This window comes from Bacillus cereus group sp. MS39, assembly GCF_040448665.1.
Classification (GTDB): Bacteria; Bacillota; Bacilli; order Bacillales; family Bacillaceae_G; genus Bacillus_A; species Bacillus_A wiedmannii.
Map to the genome: position 1 here is coordinate 1,357,476 of NZ_CP123058.1, position 16,048 is coordinate 1,373,523.

Genomic DNA, 16,048 nt, shown 5'->3' on the forward strand with positions numbered 1-16,048 from the left:
TTTTATCCCGCATTAACGGGCAGTAAGACCCCCACCTCAAAATTCAGCGGAAGCAAAGAAGTTAGGTGGGGGTCAACTGCCCGTAAAAGCCCGATTGGTTCAACTAATAATCAGTGGGGGATGAAGAAAACCCCCACTGATTAAAGTTTCACTTTATGCCTAGATGTTTTCTTTTCTCTTATTTATATAATGGAAGGAGGCGGAAAAGATGGAAGAGTGGATCAGGATGATAGGTAATGTAGGGTTTCCGATTGTTGTAACATTATATTTACTCCATCGTATTGAAAGTAAATTAGATGGGGTAATTGTTGCAATCGAGAAACTTCCTAAACAATTACTAAAGTAGGAAGGTCCTCGCGATAGAAAGTAAAATAAAGTTTGCTCTTCGTGAGCAAACTTTATTTTTATTGAGCAGTATAGCCACCATCGATAACAACTGCTTGACCAGTTATACCTCTTGCTTTTTCACTCGCTAAAAACATAGCATAATCAGAGATTTCTTGTACTTGTAATAGGCGCTTTTGTGGTACAAGTGGATAAATGACATCCTCTAAAACATTTTCAAGTGGAACATTTCGTGTAGTAGCTAAATCTTGTAGTTGATTACGTACAAGAGGGGTATCGACATAACCAGGACAAAGTGCATTAACGGTAATTCCGTGAGTAGCGCCTTCTAAAGCGGCAACTTTTGTTAATCCAATTACGCCATGTTTGGCGCTATTATAGGCAGATTTCCCAGCAAATCCAACGAGGCCATTAATGGAAGCGACATTAATAATTCGGCCATACTTTTGTTTTTTCATGATCGGGAAGGCATGCTTAATTGCGATAAAAGGAGCGATTTGCATAATTTTAATAAGTAGTTCGAACTTTTCGGTTGGAAAATCTTCAATTGGTGAAACGTGCTGCATTCCTGCGTTGTTAATTAATATATGTAATGAACCGAAATGATTAACTGTTTGAGAAATTGCAGCGGTAATTTCTTCTTCAGATGTAACATCACATTTTAAACCGATAGCTTGATAGCCTTCTTTTTGTAATTGTTCAGCAGCTTCTTTTGCACGTTCTTCAAGACGATCGGTAATCACAACTTTTGCACCTTCTTTTGCAAAAGCGTTTCCCATTTCATAACCAATACCGCTTGCAGCACCTGTTAAAAAGACAACTCGATTTGTAACCATGGTGAAAAACATCCCTTCGTAATAAAGTTCTCATATTGCTCTATTTAGAGAGTTGATAATAAAAATCCTGCAAAGATTTGGAAAAATATTGTTAGCTATCTTGTTTTGCAAAATAGTTCCTGCTATACTATTTTGTAAAGCAAGATACTTACGCTTGTCTATCTTGTAAAACAAGATAGTGGGAGGATTTGAGTTATGTCGACAAGTCAAATGCTGAAAGGGATTTTAGAAGGATGCTTACTTGCTATTATTTCTGAAGGTGAAATATACGGTTATGAAATGAGTGAAAAGCTAGCGAAGTATGGCTTTACAATGGCGAGTGAGGGAAGTATTTATCCGTTATTAATACGAATGCAAAAGGAAGGATTAATAACAAGTGTAATGAAGGAATCTCCATCTGGCCCAAAGCGAAAATATTATACATTAACAGAAAAAGGCGAGGAAGCACTTAATGAATTTATGGATCGCTGGGAAGCGATGCAAAGTAGTGTAGAGCGTCTACTTGAGGGGAAGGGGAGAAAAAAATAATGTTATCAAGTGAAGCACGAAATTTTTTATTAGAAATGAGATTATTTTTAGCGGCAAAGAGTGTGAAAGAAAGCGATATTGAAAATTTTATAGAAGATGCGGAACTCCATTTAATTGAGGGTGAGAGTGATGGGAAAAGTGTAGAAGATATTTTCGGAAGCTCACCGAAAGAATATGCAAATGAACTTGTAAAAGTAATGGAAAAGGATAGACAGGAAACGTGGAGACAAATTGGTTTTACAGTAATGAATATCGTATCGTTTTGGATTATTGCTTCTATCCTAATAGTGAATAACGGATTATTACAGATCTCACTTATTCAGTGCGTTGGGTATAGTTTGTCATTGATTTTAGTTGCTATAGGTCCTAATTTTCTACTTCGTAAAATGACCTTCGTAACAAGTTTTACAAAAACGTGGTTTTCTATGTGGTTTTTAGTTATGATCGCGCCAATGTTTTTAATAGGAGTTGTTACGATATTAGATGTGATATATCCTACAAAAATGCTCACATTCACCGAAATGCAAAGTTATATATTAGCTGGAGGTATTTTTATTATCACAATAGGGATAAATATGTATTTTGAAGGATGGTTTAAAAACTTATATTTAATTATTCCACTTTCGATTATGTTACTGTTTAAAACATTTACATCAGAAGATCTCGTGCCAATGTTATTTCAAATTATATGTTTATACGGAAGTTTGTTTATTTTAATTTTCCTTGAAATTATGATGAAGACGAATAGAAGAGAAACGGTTAAATAAGGGAGGGGTTATCATGCAGATTTCTAAAGAAGGAGAAAAGTTTTTAATCGATACGAAAGTGTATTTAATAACAAAAGGAATGAAAGAAGAAGATGTGGACGCTTTTCTAGAAGATGCAGAACTTCATTTAATAGAAGGCGAGAAAGAGGGAAAGACGGTAACGGATATATTCGGTGATTCACCAAAAGAGTATGCGGAAGAATTGGCGAAAGAGATGGAGAAGGATAAAGGTGGGAGTATAAAGAGTATTCTTGCGATGATAATTGGTATTGGCGGGTATTGGATATTAACTCATATTTTATTTAATAATCCGAATCAGCAATTTACACTAACGAATATACAGTTAATTGGCTATCCTATCGTCTTAATCATTACGATTATTGGAACCATTGTTGCGTTTAGAATGTCTTCTTTTAAAAATAAATTTGTAGAGTTCGGGATTATTTACATAATAGTAATGGTTCCCATTTTATTATTAGTATTATTGATGTTTGTTGATAAATGGTACGGTACACCTATTTTGCAATTATCGACAATGCAAACATATATATTAGCAGCAAGTATCTTTTTATTACTTTTCGTTGGAGAAGTGTATGTCCTTGGTTGGATGGGTGTTTTGGTGCTAATTGTTCCTTTAGGGATTATGTTTATATTTAAAGGATTAGAAGAAAAAAATGTATTTTGGGGAATTGCAAAGATATTACTTATGTATGGAAGTATATATGGGTTAATGAGATGGTCTTTAAAAATTGAAGAGAGAAAAAGTGTAAACTAGTATTTCAAAAAAAGCGGCTGCTCTGGATATACAAAAAATTATTTCCAAAGAAATACTATATTTTGATTTTTAGAGGGATTCGTTTTAGGTGTATAGTGTATCCTTTGCAGCCGGTATATCGTTTATTAATTGGAATAAATTGTTTTAAACAGTAACATGACAGTTACTGTTTTTTTCTTTGTAATAAAGAACTTTGTAAAGAGAGCTCTTTTTGTTCGTTCGTTAATAAGGAATGAATATGGACGTTTTCAGGACGAGGTACGATAGGGTACATAAGATTTGTTGGAGAAGGATGGTGCTCCGAGCCAGTTAGGGAATGAGGATCTGCGTGAGTAAGTTTTCCGTGAACACGTCTTGTAAATAAAATATGACCGACTTCGTGAGCGAGCGTATATATATTTTTCATGGGAGCAGCCGAATTTGTTAAAACGATATAACCAGTAAGTTGCTGTTGTTTGGCTAAAGAGTACGCGCAGGCAATTACGGCTGTTTCTTTGAAATAATCACTGCCAATATAACAAATGTAAAGGTCACATTCAGGAGCTTCATTTACACATGTTTGGAAAAAGGATGCTAATTTTTCCTGACTTTGAATAGAATTTTTATAACTAATTTCACGATCAGAAAAACGAAAAAGTTCATTTAAAATAATTACGTCTTTAATTTGAAATGTAATGGGGTGCCAAATTGATTCTGCAACTGCTAAATCTTTTGCGATACGGTCATCAGAAATATCGGCGCCTGGAGTAATGCAAATACATATATTGACGTATGGATCCATAAGGAACACCTCAACTGAAAAAATTCTTTCTATAATATATGTTGGGAAAAGACCCTATGTATGGATAAAAGCCTTGTTTATTACAAGTCGAAAAAATTTCATAGTTCTATAACATGGTGTGGTCATCTTTTTGATATAGTAAAGAAAAGGGGGAGAATATATGTATACATTAAAAATCGTTTCAGACAGAGAAGCACTTTATCAATTTGCGAGTTATGTAAGAGTTGTACAAGGGGTTGAAGATGTATATGTAGAGGTGGGAGAACCTTTATATGAACATCCATTAATGAAGTTTTATGTACATATTAAGCTGGAGGAAACATATGAGCAACATAAAGCGTTACAAGAAATAGCAAGATTAGTAGAATTAGGGCGTTTTACATACGTTCATTATCGTAATGATGAAATTGAAGAAGCTTTTGAAGCTGTAAAATATGAAAGTTTTAAGAAATAAAATTGGAAAAAAGGAAGCGAAAGCTTCCTTTTTTTTCTTTGAAATTACATCAACAAAAGGAGAAAAATTTTGTTATGATAAGGAAGGGTGAGGAAAGGAGAGTTTACATATTGGGGTATATTGAAGAGTTACGCAAAGTCGTTGGGACAAGACCACTTATTCTTGTTGGATCAGCAATAATTATACTAAATGATAATCAAGAAGTATTGCTTCAATATCGGTCAGATACATATGATTGGGGTGTACCTGGCGGCGCGATGGAACTAGGAGAAACGACGGAAGAAACTGCTCGCCGAGAATTATTCGAGGAGACGGGATTAACTGCAAAAATCATGCAATTTCTAGGTGTCTTATCAGGAAAGGAAGTATATTTCCGTTATCCTAATGGGGATGAAATTTTTAATGTTATTCATCTGTATCAGGGGCATCATGTGAGTGGAGAATTAAGGCTTGATCATGAGGGATTGAAGCTTCAATATTTTCCGGTAGATAAGTTACCAAAATTGAATGAAACGACAGAGAAAATTTTACAAAAATTTCTATATGCATTAACAGAATAGAAGGTTAATTCCTTCTATTTTTATTATATTAAATATTTTGATTTTTTAGTATGTTTATAGTATGATAGATGTAGACATACATCTTATGGAATTTCACCTAAAAACTGACTAGGGTACATAAGAGAGGGGCAAGTGCAAAATGCATAATGTTGTTATTACAGCTGCAGTTCGTTCGCCAATTGGAACTTTTGGAGGAGCGCTAAAAAATGTAACGCCAGTAGAATTAGCGGTTCCTGTACTTCAGGAAGCTGTAAAACGAGGCGGGGTAGAACCACACGAAGTTGATGAAGTAATTTTAGGTCATTGTATTCAAAGAACTGATGAAGCAAATACTGCAAGAACAGCTGCATTAGCGGCAGGATTTCCTGACACAGTTACGGGTTATACAATCCAACGTCAATGTTCTTCAGGTATGCAAGCAATTATGTCAGCTGCAATGCAAATTCAATTAGGTGTAAGTGATGTTGTAATTGCAGGTGGAGTAGAAGCAATGAGCTCAAGCCCTTATGCATTAAAACAGCACCGCTGGGGACAACGTCTACAGCACGGAGAAATTCGTGATACGGTGTGGGAAGTACTAGAAGATCCGATTCACCATATTATGATGGGTGAAACGGCTGAAAATTTAGTTGACCAATATGAAATTACAAGAGAGGAACAAGATGAAGTTGCGCTTCGTAGTCATACATTGGCACTGCAAGCAATCGAGTCTGGATATTTTGACGAGCAAATTGTTCCTATTACGATAAAAGAACGTAGAAAAGAAATAGTATTTTCGAAGGATGAACATCCACGTGCAGATATTACAGCGGAAAAATTAGCAGGATTAAAACCAGCTTTCCGTAAAGATGGATCTGTAACGGCAGGGAATGCATCTGGCCTTAATGATGGAAGTGCGGTTCTAGTATTAATGAGCGAAGAAAAAGCGAAAGAAAAAGGCTTACAACCGTTAGCTAGAATTGTTGGATATTCAGTAGCTGGAGTAGATCCGAAAATTATGGGTATTGGACCAGCACCAGCAATTCGTAAAGGGTTAGAAAAAGTAGATTGGTCATTAGAAGATGCTGATTTACTGGAAATTAATGAAGCTTTCGCGGCTCAATACCTAGCTGTAGAGAAAGAATTAGGTTTAGACCGTGAAAAAGTGAATGTAAACGGTAGCGGTGTAGGACTTGGACATCCAATCGGTTGTACAGGAGCTCGTATTACTGTAAGTTTAATTCATGAATTGAAGAGACGCGGTTTAGAAAAAGGAATTGCCTCTCTATGCGTCGGTGGCGGTATTGGGGTAGCATTATTTATAGAAGCACTATAAAAAAGAAGCAGCAATCGCTGCTTCTTTTTTATTAAGAATCAAATAAATGATGAAATAATCGATCACGATTTTCAAAGAAAAGTTTTGTCGTTTGGTAATGCTCTGTTTCTTCTAATGTGGATTCATGAATCCCTTCTTGTGTTAAAGAATATATAGTGGATTCAGGATAAGCCATTAAAATAGGAGAGTGCGTCGCGATAACAAATTGTGAACCTTGTTCCGCTAGTTCGTGCATTCGAATAAGCATGGAAAGTTGCCTCATTGGTGATAGAGCGGCCTCAGGCTCATCTAAAATGTATAAACCTTGTCCTGAAAAACGGTTCATAAATAAGGAAAAGAATGATTCGCCGTGTGATTGTTTGTGTAGTGAGATACCACCATATGAGTCAATAACTGGATTCCCGCGTGCTTCTAGATCAGCATCCATCTCATCAATATAAGAAGCAACGTTATAAAATGATTCAGCACGAAGAAAGAAACCGTCGTTTGGTGTATTGAAACTTTTAGAAATTCGAAGGTATTCATATAAAGATGAATGTGAATCGTTTGTGCTAAAGCGGAAATTCTTCGTTCCACCTTCTGCATTAAATCCTAAAGCGATTGCAATTGCTTCGAGTAATGTTGATTTTCCCGTTCCGTTTTCTCCAATAATGAATGTTACATTTGGATGGAAGGCAAGTGATTGTAAAGTTCGGATAGCGGGTAGACAGTAAGGATATGCGGAAAAACTAGGGATATTTTCTTTTTTTAATGTGACATTTTTTAAAAAGGGTACGTCAATCAATATATAAACCTCAATTCATAACGGATTTTGATTCTAAAAAAGCAGCAAATACAAGGGTAAGACAGCTTGCAAATAGTATTGTATATTGAAGTGCGCCAAAGCCAAGACCTTCCCAGCCTAAAGTCATTCTCTTCCATATGAAAATAAAAAGAACGCTTATAAAACCAACGAGAGCAGGCATATATTTTATAATTTTTAAGTGCTTCCACAGAAAAAAGCCGATGTATGTAAGTACAAAGAAGATAAGCAGAATGAGAAAAAAGGCAAGTGTTAATGACACGTGAACCTCTCCTTATTTTCTGAATATTTTATGTGGATTATAACATGTAAACTATCATATTCCAATGTGAAAATAAATATTGCATCAAGATCAATTCTCTCGTTATGATAGATGGTATTCTATTGAAGATATGAAAAGGAGTTAAAACATGCCGTTTACATTTGCGCATCCAGCAGCAATTCTTCCTTTTGTGAAAAAGCGTTCTCAATATATTTCAGTAACGGCTCTTATATTAGGCAGTATGGCGCCTGATTTTGAATATTTTTTACACTTTAGACCGTATGGTGTTATTGGGCATACATGGCTTGGATTCTTATATTTGAATTTACCACTTGTATTTCTGTTCGCATATATGTATCATTACATTTTAAAAAAGCCGTTTATAACACATTTACCTAAACCGTTTGCTGGCTATTTTGCATATGCAGTAGATGAGAGGTGGGGGCTTCATACATGGAAGGATTTCTTTGTATTTTGCTATTCTGCTTTATTTGGTATGCTCACGCATATCGTTTGGGATGCATTTACTCATAATACAGGCTATTTTGTTACGAAGATACCATTGTTACAAAGAGGATTACATAGTATCCCGGTGTATAAATATATGCAACACGGGAGTACATGTGTTGGTTTCTTATTACTATTATACGTACTATGGAAGTATAAAGATGAAACAGGGAAAGATATTATGATAGCTTCAGAAAAAAGGAAGTATTGGGTTTCGGCAATCATTTTCGCAGCTCTAGTATTTATCGTTTACGCATTCGTAGATCCCTATTTTCATATTTTTCAAATAGGGGGTATAATAGTATCTGGACTGACAAGTTCGTTTTGTGGACTTCTCATTGTTTCTATAGTCTACAAAGCAAAGGACTAATTTAGATTAATGAATGATAGTGTTAGGAGAAATTATATGATGAAAGCATGGAAAAATATTTTTGTTTTATGTAGTTTTCTTCTTATGTTAAGTGGTTGCTTCCATCAAGAAGAAAAGAAAGTTGAACCGAAGAAGAAAGAATCTATTCCTGAAACAAAAGAATATGGTGGGCGTGAGCTGAAAAAAGTAGGACAAAAAGTGAAAGAAACAGGGTGGGGTACTTTTAAGTTAGAACAGATTCAATCTGTAAATCAAACATTTGAAGTAGCACCAATGAAATTTCACATACAAGATGTAAAAGTAATCTCTTTATCGCAGATGAGTAAAGATGCAAAAAATGCATTAAAAGTATTTACGGCATTAACTCCTGAAGAAGTAAAGCGTAGATTAGGAGATAAAGTAAGTCAAGAAGATGCGGAGTTATATGCATCGATAAGTGGTACAGAGATTAGTGATACGATTCGTTACGTTGAAATTACATATAAGGTGGAAAATAGCGGGAATAAAAATATGCAATTTTTCTCTATGAATGATGTTACGATTAATGATAAGCAACATTTTAAAGTAGCAACTCAAAACTTTTTATATGATGAAGATACGCTCGTTGGTACAAAAAATGTATCAAGGGAAGACTATAAGCCTGGTGAAACAAGAGATGGTATTATCGGCTTAATACTTGATGATGGAAAAGAAAAGGTAAAGGATATTAAGTTTACAACAGATAATGTAGTCGCAGCAGATACAGAAACGCAAGATGTTGTAAAAGAGGCAGAAACTTTTAATATCTCACTTTCTGAGTAGGGGATTTTTAAAAACAGAAAAGAAAAAACAGTCAGCGTTAAAAATATTATGCTGACTGTTTTTTCTTTTCTTTTATGTATGAATCTACATTTTGAAAAGGTACCTTAATTTTAAATGCATCTTTTTGTTCATTAAATTGCTTTTCATTATAAGGGCCAAAACGTTTATTATGCTTTACGTCAATAATCCAATAATGCTCACTTTTTTTATTTGCAATTGCTCCGTCAGGGTTATTCGGATCTGACTTTTCCTCAATTTGTTTTGCAATAATGTATTTATCATCCCAAGCTATGTCTGTAATTTTTGCAGGAATGTATTGTGTGGCATATACAGCATCTTGCGATGGGAAAAGTTCAAATGCATTTCCAGAAGTACGTATGAGTTCGTATTCATCGTTAATCGTATAAGTTATATGATTTGTATTTCCAGCACAACCGGCTAATAGGAATGCGACGAATAGGATTATCCATTTTTTCAATATGGGAACCTCCTTTACAATGCTGTTGTAACACATTGTACAAGAAAAGTAAGAGAAACGCTAGTTTACAATGTTTTTTAGAAGTGGTACGATGAGACGGGTAAAGAAGGATATGAAGGAGTCGACATAAAATGAAGTTAAAGATGCATCGTCCAGCGCTTGTAATGAATCGCATAGGTGCTTCCCTAATTGACATGTTTTTAATCTCGGTTATGTATGGTGCAGTAGTAGCTATTACGACCGGAAATTATAGTGCTATTTTTAATCGCTTTAATATTAGTTTTGGTGATTATAGATATGATCTCGCAGTAGTTTTTATATTAATGGCGATATATTTTATTTTGGTACCCTTTATTTGGAACGGTGTTACAGTTGGTAAAAAGGTAACGAGAATAAAATTAATTTCATTGAAGAGTGAAAAGTTAACATTACAAACATTAATTATAAGGTTTTTTGTATTGTTATTACCGAACATATTGCTACTTGGAATTCCGATATTATGTAACGTATATATGATGTTATTCCGCAAAGATAATTGTGGTTTTCAAGATTTAATTACAAAAACAAAAGTGATAAGTCTTGTATAATAAAACAGAGACCTTTTTATACATAAAATAAGAAGGTCTTTTTTAATTATATAAATATATTTTAAAGGATATATAATAAGAAAAAGTTAATCCATATCATTTTTGATTTTAATAGATTGAAAATTAAGAAAATGTTATAATGATTAAAATAATATCTTTATATAATAAGGGGGAAATTGAAATGACTGGGGGTAGCGTAATCTTTTGGGGGATTTTAATTTTCATCGGTTTAGTTTTCGATCAGCGTAATAGTAAGAAAAAAGAAGGAGCAAAAAAGTAATCGCTTACAAATTAATAAGCAACTTTTCTTGCTTGCAGACTAATCTCATAAAGGAGTATACTGAATGACGGTAAGACTTATAGAAGGGGTAATGAAAATGAAGCTTGCAGGAAAAGTTGCTATCGTAACTGGCGGTGGCATCGGTATTGGACGTAATACAGCTCTTTTGTTGGCTAAACAAGGCGCAAAAGTAATTGTGACGGACATTGATCAAGAAAGTGGACAAGCAACAGTGGAGGAAATTACGAATCTAGGCGGAGAAGCACTTTTTGTATCCTATGATATGGGAAAGCAAGGAGATTGGCAACGCGTTATCAGTATTACTTTGAATGCATTTAGTCGCATTGATATGCTTTTTCAAAATGCTGGTTTATATAAAATAGATTCTATTTTTTCTCGCCAACAAGAGAACGATTCCAATGTACTTTGTATTAATGACGTTTGGATAGAGATAAAACAATTAACGTCATCTTTTATGAAACAGCAAGAAGAAGTGGTGCTGAGTGACTTACCGATTTTCGGTATTATTGGCACGAAAGGACAATCATTTCATACAGTAGAAGCCCTCGTATAATAATGAAAACCGCCCTCAAAGTATGTGGACGGTTTTTTTGTATGTTATACAGAGGAAAATTATTTTTTAACGAATACGTTGTTCAGTTTGACTATCAAAGAAATGTGCTTTATTCATATCAAATGCTAGTTTAATTTGATCTCCAGGTGAAAATGTATGTCTTGCATCAACACGTGCTGCAAAATCCTGATCTCCAAGTTTCATATATAAAATAGATTCAGCACCTAGTAACTCAGCAACTTCGATTTTTGTTGTGAAGGCAGTAGATTGTGAAGCTTCTAAAAATAATAGTTCATCATGAATGTCTTCAGGACGAATACCTAAAACAATTTCCTTATTTACATAGCCTTGTTCACGTAACATCTTCATTTTTCCTTCAGTTACTTTGACTTTTAATGAATTATCTATAACGAAATCGGTTTCAGTCAATTTACCACGGAAGAAATTCATTGCTGGAGAGCCAATAAATCCACCAACGAAAATATTTTCAGGTGTTTCATATACTTCTTTTGGAGTTCCGATTTGTTGAATCTTTCCGTCTTTCATAACAACGAGACGTGAAGCCATTGTCATTGCTTCTGTTTGATCATGTGTTACGTAAATTGTTGTCGTTCCAAGACGGTGATGTAATTTAGAAATTTCTGAGCGCATTGCAACACGTAATTTAGCGTCTAAGTTGGATAAAGGTTCATCCATTAAGAACACTTTCGCGTCTCGAACAATTGCTCTCCCTAACGCAACACGTTGACGTTGTCCACCAGATAACGCTTTCGGTTTTCTATCTAAATATTGTTCCAGTCCTAAAATTTTTGCTGCATCTTTCACACGACGATCGATTTCATCTTTTGGTATTTTTCTAAGTTTTAATCCAAATGCCATATTATCATACACACTCATATGTGGATATAAAGCATAGTTTTGGAAGACCATTGCGATATCGCGATCTTTTGGAGGGACATCATTCATTAGCTTACCATCAATTGAAAACTCTCCTTTTGAAATATCTTCAAGTCCAGCCACCATTCGTAATGTTGTAGATTTCCCGCATCCAGAAGGACCGACAAATACGATAAACTCTTTATCTTGAATGTGTAAATTAAAATCTGTTACAGCTGTTACATTATTATCATATATTTTATAAATGTTTTCTAATTTCAATTCTGCCATGGTATTGCCCCCTAGAAAAAATTATGCAAACGTTTTCTTTGAGTTCATTATAAACTAATAGATTCAAAAAATAAACAAAAAAATAAAACGTTTTCATTTATTAGAGGAATATTAGTAATTTGCGTATGTTTTCTTAGAAAAATAAGAATAAAAGTTGTAAGCGCTATTTTAAATTAAGATAGAATCTGTTATCATTCATTAATGAAAACGTTTGCGCCTTAAAAAGAGAAAATCGAATTATTAATGAAATGGGGTAGCATAATGGAAAAACAGTGGTGGAAAGAAAGTGTAGTATATCAAATTTATCCTCGTAGCTTTATGGATAGTAACGGTGATGGTATTGGGGATCTTCGTGGGATTATTTCAAAGCTAGATTACTTAAAAGAATTAGGGATTGATGTCATTTGGTTATCACCGGTCTATGAATCTCCAAATGATGATAATGGTTATGATATAAGTGATTATTGTAAAATTATGAATGAGTTCGGAACAATGGAAGATTGGGATGAGCTATTACATGAAATGCATGAACGTAATATGAAACTTATGATGGACTTAGTTGTTAACCATACTTCTGATGAACATAATTGGTTTATTGAATCACGTAAATCAAAAGATAATAAATATAGAGATTACTATATATGGCGTCCTGGAAAAGAAGGGAAAGAGCCGAACAACTGGGGAGCAGCTTTTAGTGGATCTGCATGGAAGTATGATGAAATGACAGATGAATATTATTTACATCTGTTTTCTAAAAAACAGCCGGATTTAAATTGGGATAATGAAAAGGTAAGACAAGATGTTTATGAAATGATGAAGTTTTGGTTAGAAAAAGGAATTGATGGCTTCCGTATGGATGTTATTAATTTTATTTCTAAAGATGAGGGATTACCAGCTGTTGAAACCGAAGAAGAGGGGTATGTTTCAGGTCATAAGCATTTTATGAACGGTCCAAACATTCATAAATATTTACATGAAATGAATGAAGAAGTATTGTCTCATTATGATATTATGACGGTTGGTGAAATGCCTGGTGTAACGACAGAAGAAGCGAAAATGTATACTGGGGAAGAACGAAAAGAACTGCAGATGGTATTCCAATTTGAACATATGGATTTAGATTCGGGAGAAGGCGGAAAATGGGATGTAAAACCATGCTCACTTCTTACTTTAAAAGAGAATTTAACGAAGTGGCAAAAAGCATTAGAGCATACAGGGTGGAATAGTCTGTATTGGAATAACCATGATCAGCCACGCGTTGTATCTCGTTTTGGTAATGATGGAATGTATCGCATTGAATCTGCGAAAATGTTAGCGACGGTGCTTCATATGATGAAAGGAACACCGTATATTTATCAAGGAGAAGAAATCGGAATGACGAACGTTCGATTTGAATCGATTGATGAATATCGAGATATTGAAACATTAAATATGTATAAGGAAAAAGTGATAGAGCACGGTGAAGATATAGATAAAGTAATGCAGTCTATTTATATAAAAGGCCGAGATAATGCTAGAACACCGATGCAGTGGGATGATAAAGATCATGCTGGATTCACAACAGGTGAGCCTTGGATTACGGTAAACCCTAATTACAAAGAAATCAATGTGAAACAAGCGATCCAAAATAAAGATTCAATTTTTTATTACTATAAAAAATTAATTGACCTACGCAAAAATAATGAAATAGTTGTGTACGGATCATATGATTTAATATTAGATAATAATCCTTCTATTTTTGCATACGTAAGAACATATGAAGAAGAAAAACTTCTTGTTATTGCAAACTTTACGGCGGAAGAATGTGTATTTGAATTGCCTAAGGACATTAGTTATAGTGAATCAGAGTTATTAATACACAATTACGACGTAGAGAGTGGATCGATAGATAACATTGTATTACGTCCATATGAAGCGATGGTATTTAAATTAAAATAAGAAAAATCCTTATGCCACACCTTGGCATAAGGATTTTTTATTACCATTTTAAGATTGAGAATCCATATGGAGGAAGTGTAACTTGTAATACACTTGCTTCCGCTGAAAATTCTTCATTTGTATAAATGTTAATGATTTTCTTTCCAGTAACATGGAGAGGGAGTGAAGCTGTAACATCACTATTATTCGGATTTAAAACGAAAAAGATAGTTTCATCTTCATATGTTTTCGTATAAGAAATATAATTATGTTCATCATTTGCTTCGATGAATTGGAAAGTACCATGTCCTCCGAATGCTTTATATTGCTTTCGTAATGAAATTAATATTTGTATATGTGTAAATAATAGATGATCTTGTTCTTTCGTATCCCAAACCATACATTTGCGACAATCTGGGTCCATACCGCCGTCCATACCAATTTCGTCTCCATAATAAATACAAGGAGAGCCGATGAAGGAAAGATGGAATACATAAAGTAACTGTAACTTATTTTTATCTCCATTACATGTTGTCAATATTCTTGGTGTATCATGACTGTCTAATAAATGAAACGCTGCTTCATTTACATTCATAGAGTAGGAATGTAGAGATTCTGTAATTTGTTTCATAAATTCATTTGCTTTAATGGAATCATTAGCAAAGTAAGACAGTAGAGCGTTTGTAACAGGGTAGCTCATTACAGCATCAAATTGATCTCCTTGTAGCCATGGAAGTGCATCGTGCCAAATTTCTCCTAAAATATATACTTCAGGATTTAATGCCTTTATCTCGCTTCGGAATTCTCTCCAAAAGCTGTGGTCTACTTCATTTGCTACATCAAGGCGCCAACCGTCTATATTGAATTCTCTTACCCAATAACGCCCTACTTCAAGTAAGTATTCTTTTACATCTGGGTGTGCTGTATTTAATTTAGGCATATACGGTGTAAACGCGAAAGTATCATAATTCGGGAGTGGATCCGTTACAATTGGAAATTCATGAATATGGAACCACTCTTTATAAGCAGACTTCTCACCGTTTTCTAGTACGTCTTGGAATTTATCGAAAAAGTATCCACTATGATTAAACACGGCATCGAGCATTACTTTTATACCGTGTGTATGACATGCTTGAACGAGTTCTTTGAACGTTTCTTTCGTCCCGAATTGCGGATCGATTTCCATGTAGTCAATTGTGTCATATTTATGGTTTGAATGTGCTTTGAAAATAGGTGTGAAGTATATTCCCGAAATTCCAAGCTTAACAAGGTAATCGAGGTTTTGAATAATACCAGCAAAATCTCCGCCGAAAAAATTAGTTGGAGTTGGCTCAGCGCTTCCCCAAGGAAGAGTGTTTTCTGGATTTAGTGCACGATCTCCGTTAGCGAACCGTTCTGGGAAAATTTGATACCAAACAGTGTCTTTAATCCAAGAAGGTGCTTGAAACACATCATTTGCATGAATAAATGGCAAACAGAAAAAGTTACCAACGTCATCATTTGGAATACTGGAAAAAAATCCTCGCTCTGCATAAATAAGCATTTCTGTATCATTTTTTAATTCGAATCCATAACGTAAGCGCTTAAATTTTGGCTCGATGGAAATGGACCAATAATCAAACAATGCAGTAGAACCAGTTTTTTTCATCGGTATACTTGATGTAATCCATTTCCCTTCTTTCCATTCATAAGGATCACCGTAAATAAGAGTGGCGCTTTGAACATCTTCTCTTTTCGTACGTATTCGGATGTGAATCGTTTTTTCATCGTAAGCGTATGCGTAATTATCTTTTGGCCTATGATAAATAGCTTCTTTAAGCATATAGAAAATCCCCCTTTAATATCTCCATGCATATTGTTCCCTTACGTATAATAATAAAGTATATGTTGCAAACGATTGCTTTTTGCATAGCTTTAATATTGCTTATAAGAGTAGTATTCA

General features: G+C 34.4%; 20 protein-coding genes and 1 pseudogene. 14 read left to right on the plus strand and 7 right to left on the minus strand.

Annotation, left to right across the window (positions count from 1 at the left end; genetic code table 11):
- Positions 1-208: 208 nt before the first annotated feature.
- On the plus strand, positions 209-346 hold the full coding sequence (locus QEP67_RS07205; protein ID WP_000393342.1) for a YvrJ family protein: 138 nt from the start codon (positions 209-211) through the stop codon (positions 344-346).
- 58 nt (positions 347-404) lie between these two features.
- Here QEP67_RS07205 and QEP67_RS07210 read toward each other — a convergent pair whose 3' ends face one another.
- Entirely contained in the window at positions 405-1,181 is a 777-nt protein-coding gene (locus QEP67_RS07210) for a 3-hydroxybutyrate dehydrogenase (RefSeq protein WP_000258442.1), read from the minus strand.
- Positions 1,182-1,376: 195 nt separating this feature from the next.
- Here QEP67_RS07210 and QEP67_RS07215 point away from each other — a divergent pair, with 195 nt between their 5' ends.
- From QEP67_RS07215 to QEP67_RS07230, 4 genes and pseudogenes are all read left to right on the plus strand, one after another.
- The gene (locus tag QEP67_RS07215) at positions 1,377-1,709 is read left to right on the plus strand and encodes a PadR family transcriptional regulator (RefSeq protein WP_000107987.1); all 333 of its coding nucleotides are present in this window, start codon (positions 1,377-1,379) and stop codon (positions 1,707-1,709) included.
- On the plus strand, positions 1,709-2,476 hold the full coding sequence (locus QEP67_RS07220) for a DUF1129 domain-containing protein (RefSeq protein ID WP_000952898.1): 768 nt from the start codon (positions 1,709-1,711) through the stop codon (positions 2,474-2,476). The genes QEP67_RS07215 and QEP67_RS07220 overlap by 1 nt, the downstream gene beginning before the upstream one ends.
- Positions 2,477-2,489: 13 nt before the next feature.
- The gene (locus QEP67_RS07225; RefSeq protein WP_001167276.1) at positions 2,490-3,251 is read left to right on the plus strand and encodes a DUF1129 domain-containing protein; all 762 of its coding nucleotides are present in this window, start codon (positions 2,490-2,492) and stop codon (positions 3,249-3,251) included.
- 11 nt (positions 3,252-3,262) lie between these two features.
- Positions 3,263-3,399 (plus strand): annotated as a pseudogene (locus QEP67_RS07230) (DNA-binding protein); the annotation flags it as partial.
- Positions 3,400-3,414: 15 nt separating this feature from the next.
- On the opposite strand, the gene QEP67_RS07235 reads toward QEP67_RS07230, so the two are convergent.
- Positions 3,415-4,032: a hypothetical protein gene (locus QEP67_RS07235; RefSeq protein ID WP_000371600.1), complete on the minus strand. Its 618-nt coding sequence runs from the start codon at positions 4,030-4,032 to the stop codon at positions 3,415-3,417.
- A gap of 160 nt (positions 4,033-4,192) precedes the next feature.
- Here QEP67_RS07235 and QEP67_RS07240 point away from each other — a divergent pair, with 160 nt between their 5' ends.
- The 3 genes from QEP67_RS07240 (at position 4,193) to QEP67_RS07250 (ending at position 6,361) form a co-directional block, all read left to right on the plus strand.
- A complete protein-coding gene (locus QEP67_RS07240; RefSeq protein WP_000288327.1) occupies positions 4,193-4,486 on the plus strand; it encodes a DUF3928 family protein in 294 nt (97 codons plus the stop codon).
- Positions 4,487-4,596: 110 nt separating this feature from the next.
- A complete protein-coding gene (locus QEP67_RS07245; RefSeq protein ID WP_000540530.1) occupies positions 4,597-5,046 on the plus strand; it encodes an NUDIX hydrolase in 450 nt (149 codons plus the stop codon).
- 139 nt (positions 5,047-5,185) lie between these two features.
- Positions 5,186-6,361, plus strand: a complete 1,176-nt coding sequence (locus QEP67_RS07250) for an acetyl-CoA C-acetyltransferase (RefSeq protein ID WP_000552069.1) — start codon at positions 5,186-5,188, stop codon at positions 6,359-6,361.
- 31 nt (positions 6,362-6,392) lie between these two features.
- Here QEP67_RS07250 and QEP67_RS07255 read toward each other — a convergent pair whose 3' ends face one another.
- Together QEP67_RS07255 and QEP67_RS07260 are read right to left on the minus strand one after the other, a co-directional pair.
- Entirely contained in the window at positions 6,393-7,145 is a 753-nt protein-coding gene (locus QEP67_RS07255; protein WP_000567981.1) for an AAA family ATPase, read from the minus strand.
- Between the two features lie 10 nt (positions 7,146-7,155).
- Positions 7,156-7,425, minus strand: a complete 270-nt coding sequence (locus tag QEP67_RS07260) for a hypothetical protein (RefSeq protein WP_000059857.1) — start codon at positions 7,423-7,425, stop codon at positions 7,156-7,158.
- A 148-nt stretch (positions 7,426-7,573) separates the two neighbouring features.
- Between QEP67_RS07260 and QEP67_RS07265 the strand changes: the two genes are divergently transcribed.
- Positions 7,574-8,302 (plus strand): DUF4184 family protein, encoded by a 729-nt coding sequence (locus tag QEP67_RS07265; protein WP_001116841.1) that lies wholly within the window; start codon positions 7,574-7,576, stop codon positions 8,300-8,302.
- Positions 8,303-8,338: 36 nt separating this feature from the next.
- Complete coding sequence (locus QEP67_RS07270; RefSeq protein ID WP_000973879.1) at positions 8,339-9,103, plus strand: hypothetical protein; 765 nt, start codon at positions 8,339-8,341, stop codon at positions 9,101-9,103.
- 46 nt (positions 9,104-9,149) lie between these two features.
- Here QEP67_RS07270 and QEP67_RS07275 read toward each other — a convergent pair whose 3' ends face one another.
- Positions 9,150-9,581, minus strand: a complete 432-nt coding sequence (locus QEP67_RS07275) for a DUF3997 domain-containing protein (RefSeq protein WP_000758773.1) — start codon at positions 9,579-9,581, stop codon at positions 9,150-9,152.
- A 131-nt stretch (positions 9,582-9,712) separates the two neighbouring features.
- Here QEP67_RS07275 and QEP67_RS07280 point away from each other — a divergent pair, with 131 nt between their 5' ends.
- The 3 genes from QEP67_RS07280 (at position 9,713) to QEP67_RS07290 (ending at position 11,022) form a co-directional block, all read left to right on the plus strand.
- A complete protein-coding gene (locus QEP67_RS07280) occupies positions 9,713-10,168 on the plus strand; it encodes an RDD family protein (RefSeq protein WP_000769084.1) in 456 nt (151 codons plus the stop codon).
- Between the two features lie 181 nt (positions 10,169-10,349).
- Positions 10,350-10,448: a hypothetical protein gene (locus QEP67_RS07285; RefSeq protein WP_000145654.1), complete on the plus strand. Its 99-nt coding sequence runs from the start codon at positions 10,350-10,352 to the stop codon at positions 10,446-10,448.
- 64 nt (positions 10,449-10,512) lie between these two features.
- Positions 10,513-11,022, plus strand: coding sequence for an SDR family NAD(P)-dependent oxidoreductase (locus tag QEP67_RS07290; RefSeq protein WP_000218424.1), 510 nt, complete (start codon positions 10,513-10,515; stop codon positions 11,020-11,022).
- A 66-nt stretch (positions 11,023-11,088) separates the two neighbouring features.
- Here QEP67_RS07290 and ugpC read toward each other — a convergent pair whose 3' ends face one another.
- Positions 11,089-12,189 (minus strand): sn-glycerol-3-phosphate ABC transporter ATP-binding protein UgpC, encoded by a 1,101-nt coding sequence (gene ugpC, locus QEP67_RS07295; RefSeq protein ID WP_000818929.1) that lies wholly within the window; start codon positions 12,187-12,189, stop codon positions 11,089-11,091.
- Between the two features lie 261 nt (positions 12,190-12,450).
- Between ugpC and malL the strand changes: the two genes are divergently transcribed.
- Positions 12,451-14,127 carry an oligo-1,6-glucosidase gene (gene malL, locus QEP67_RS07300; RefSeq protein WP_000415185.1) on the plus strand — a complete coding sequence of 559 codons (1,677 nt, stop codon included), beginning with the start codon at positions 12,451-12,453 and terminating at the stop codon, positions 14,125-14,127.
- A gap of 40 nt (positions 14,128-14,167) precedes the next feature.
- Here the strand turns inward: malL and QEP67_RS07305 are convergent, their stop codons facing one another.
- On the minus strand, positions 14,168-15,928 hold the full coding sequence (locus QEP67_RS07305) for an alpha-glycosidase (RefSeq protein WP_353706552.1): 1,761 nt from the start codon (positions 15,926-15,928) through the stop codon (positions 14,168-14,170).
- Positions 15,929-16,048: the final 120 nt, after the last annotated feature.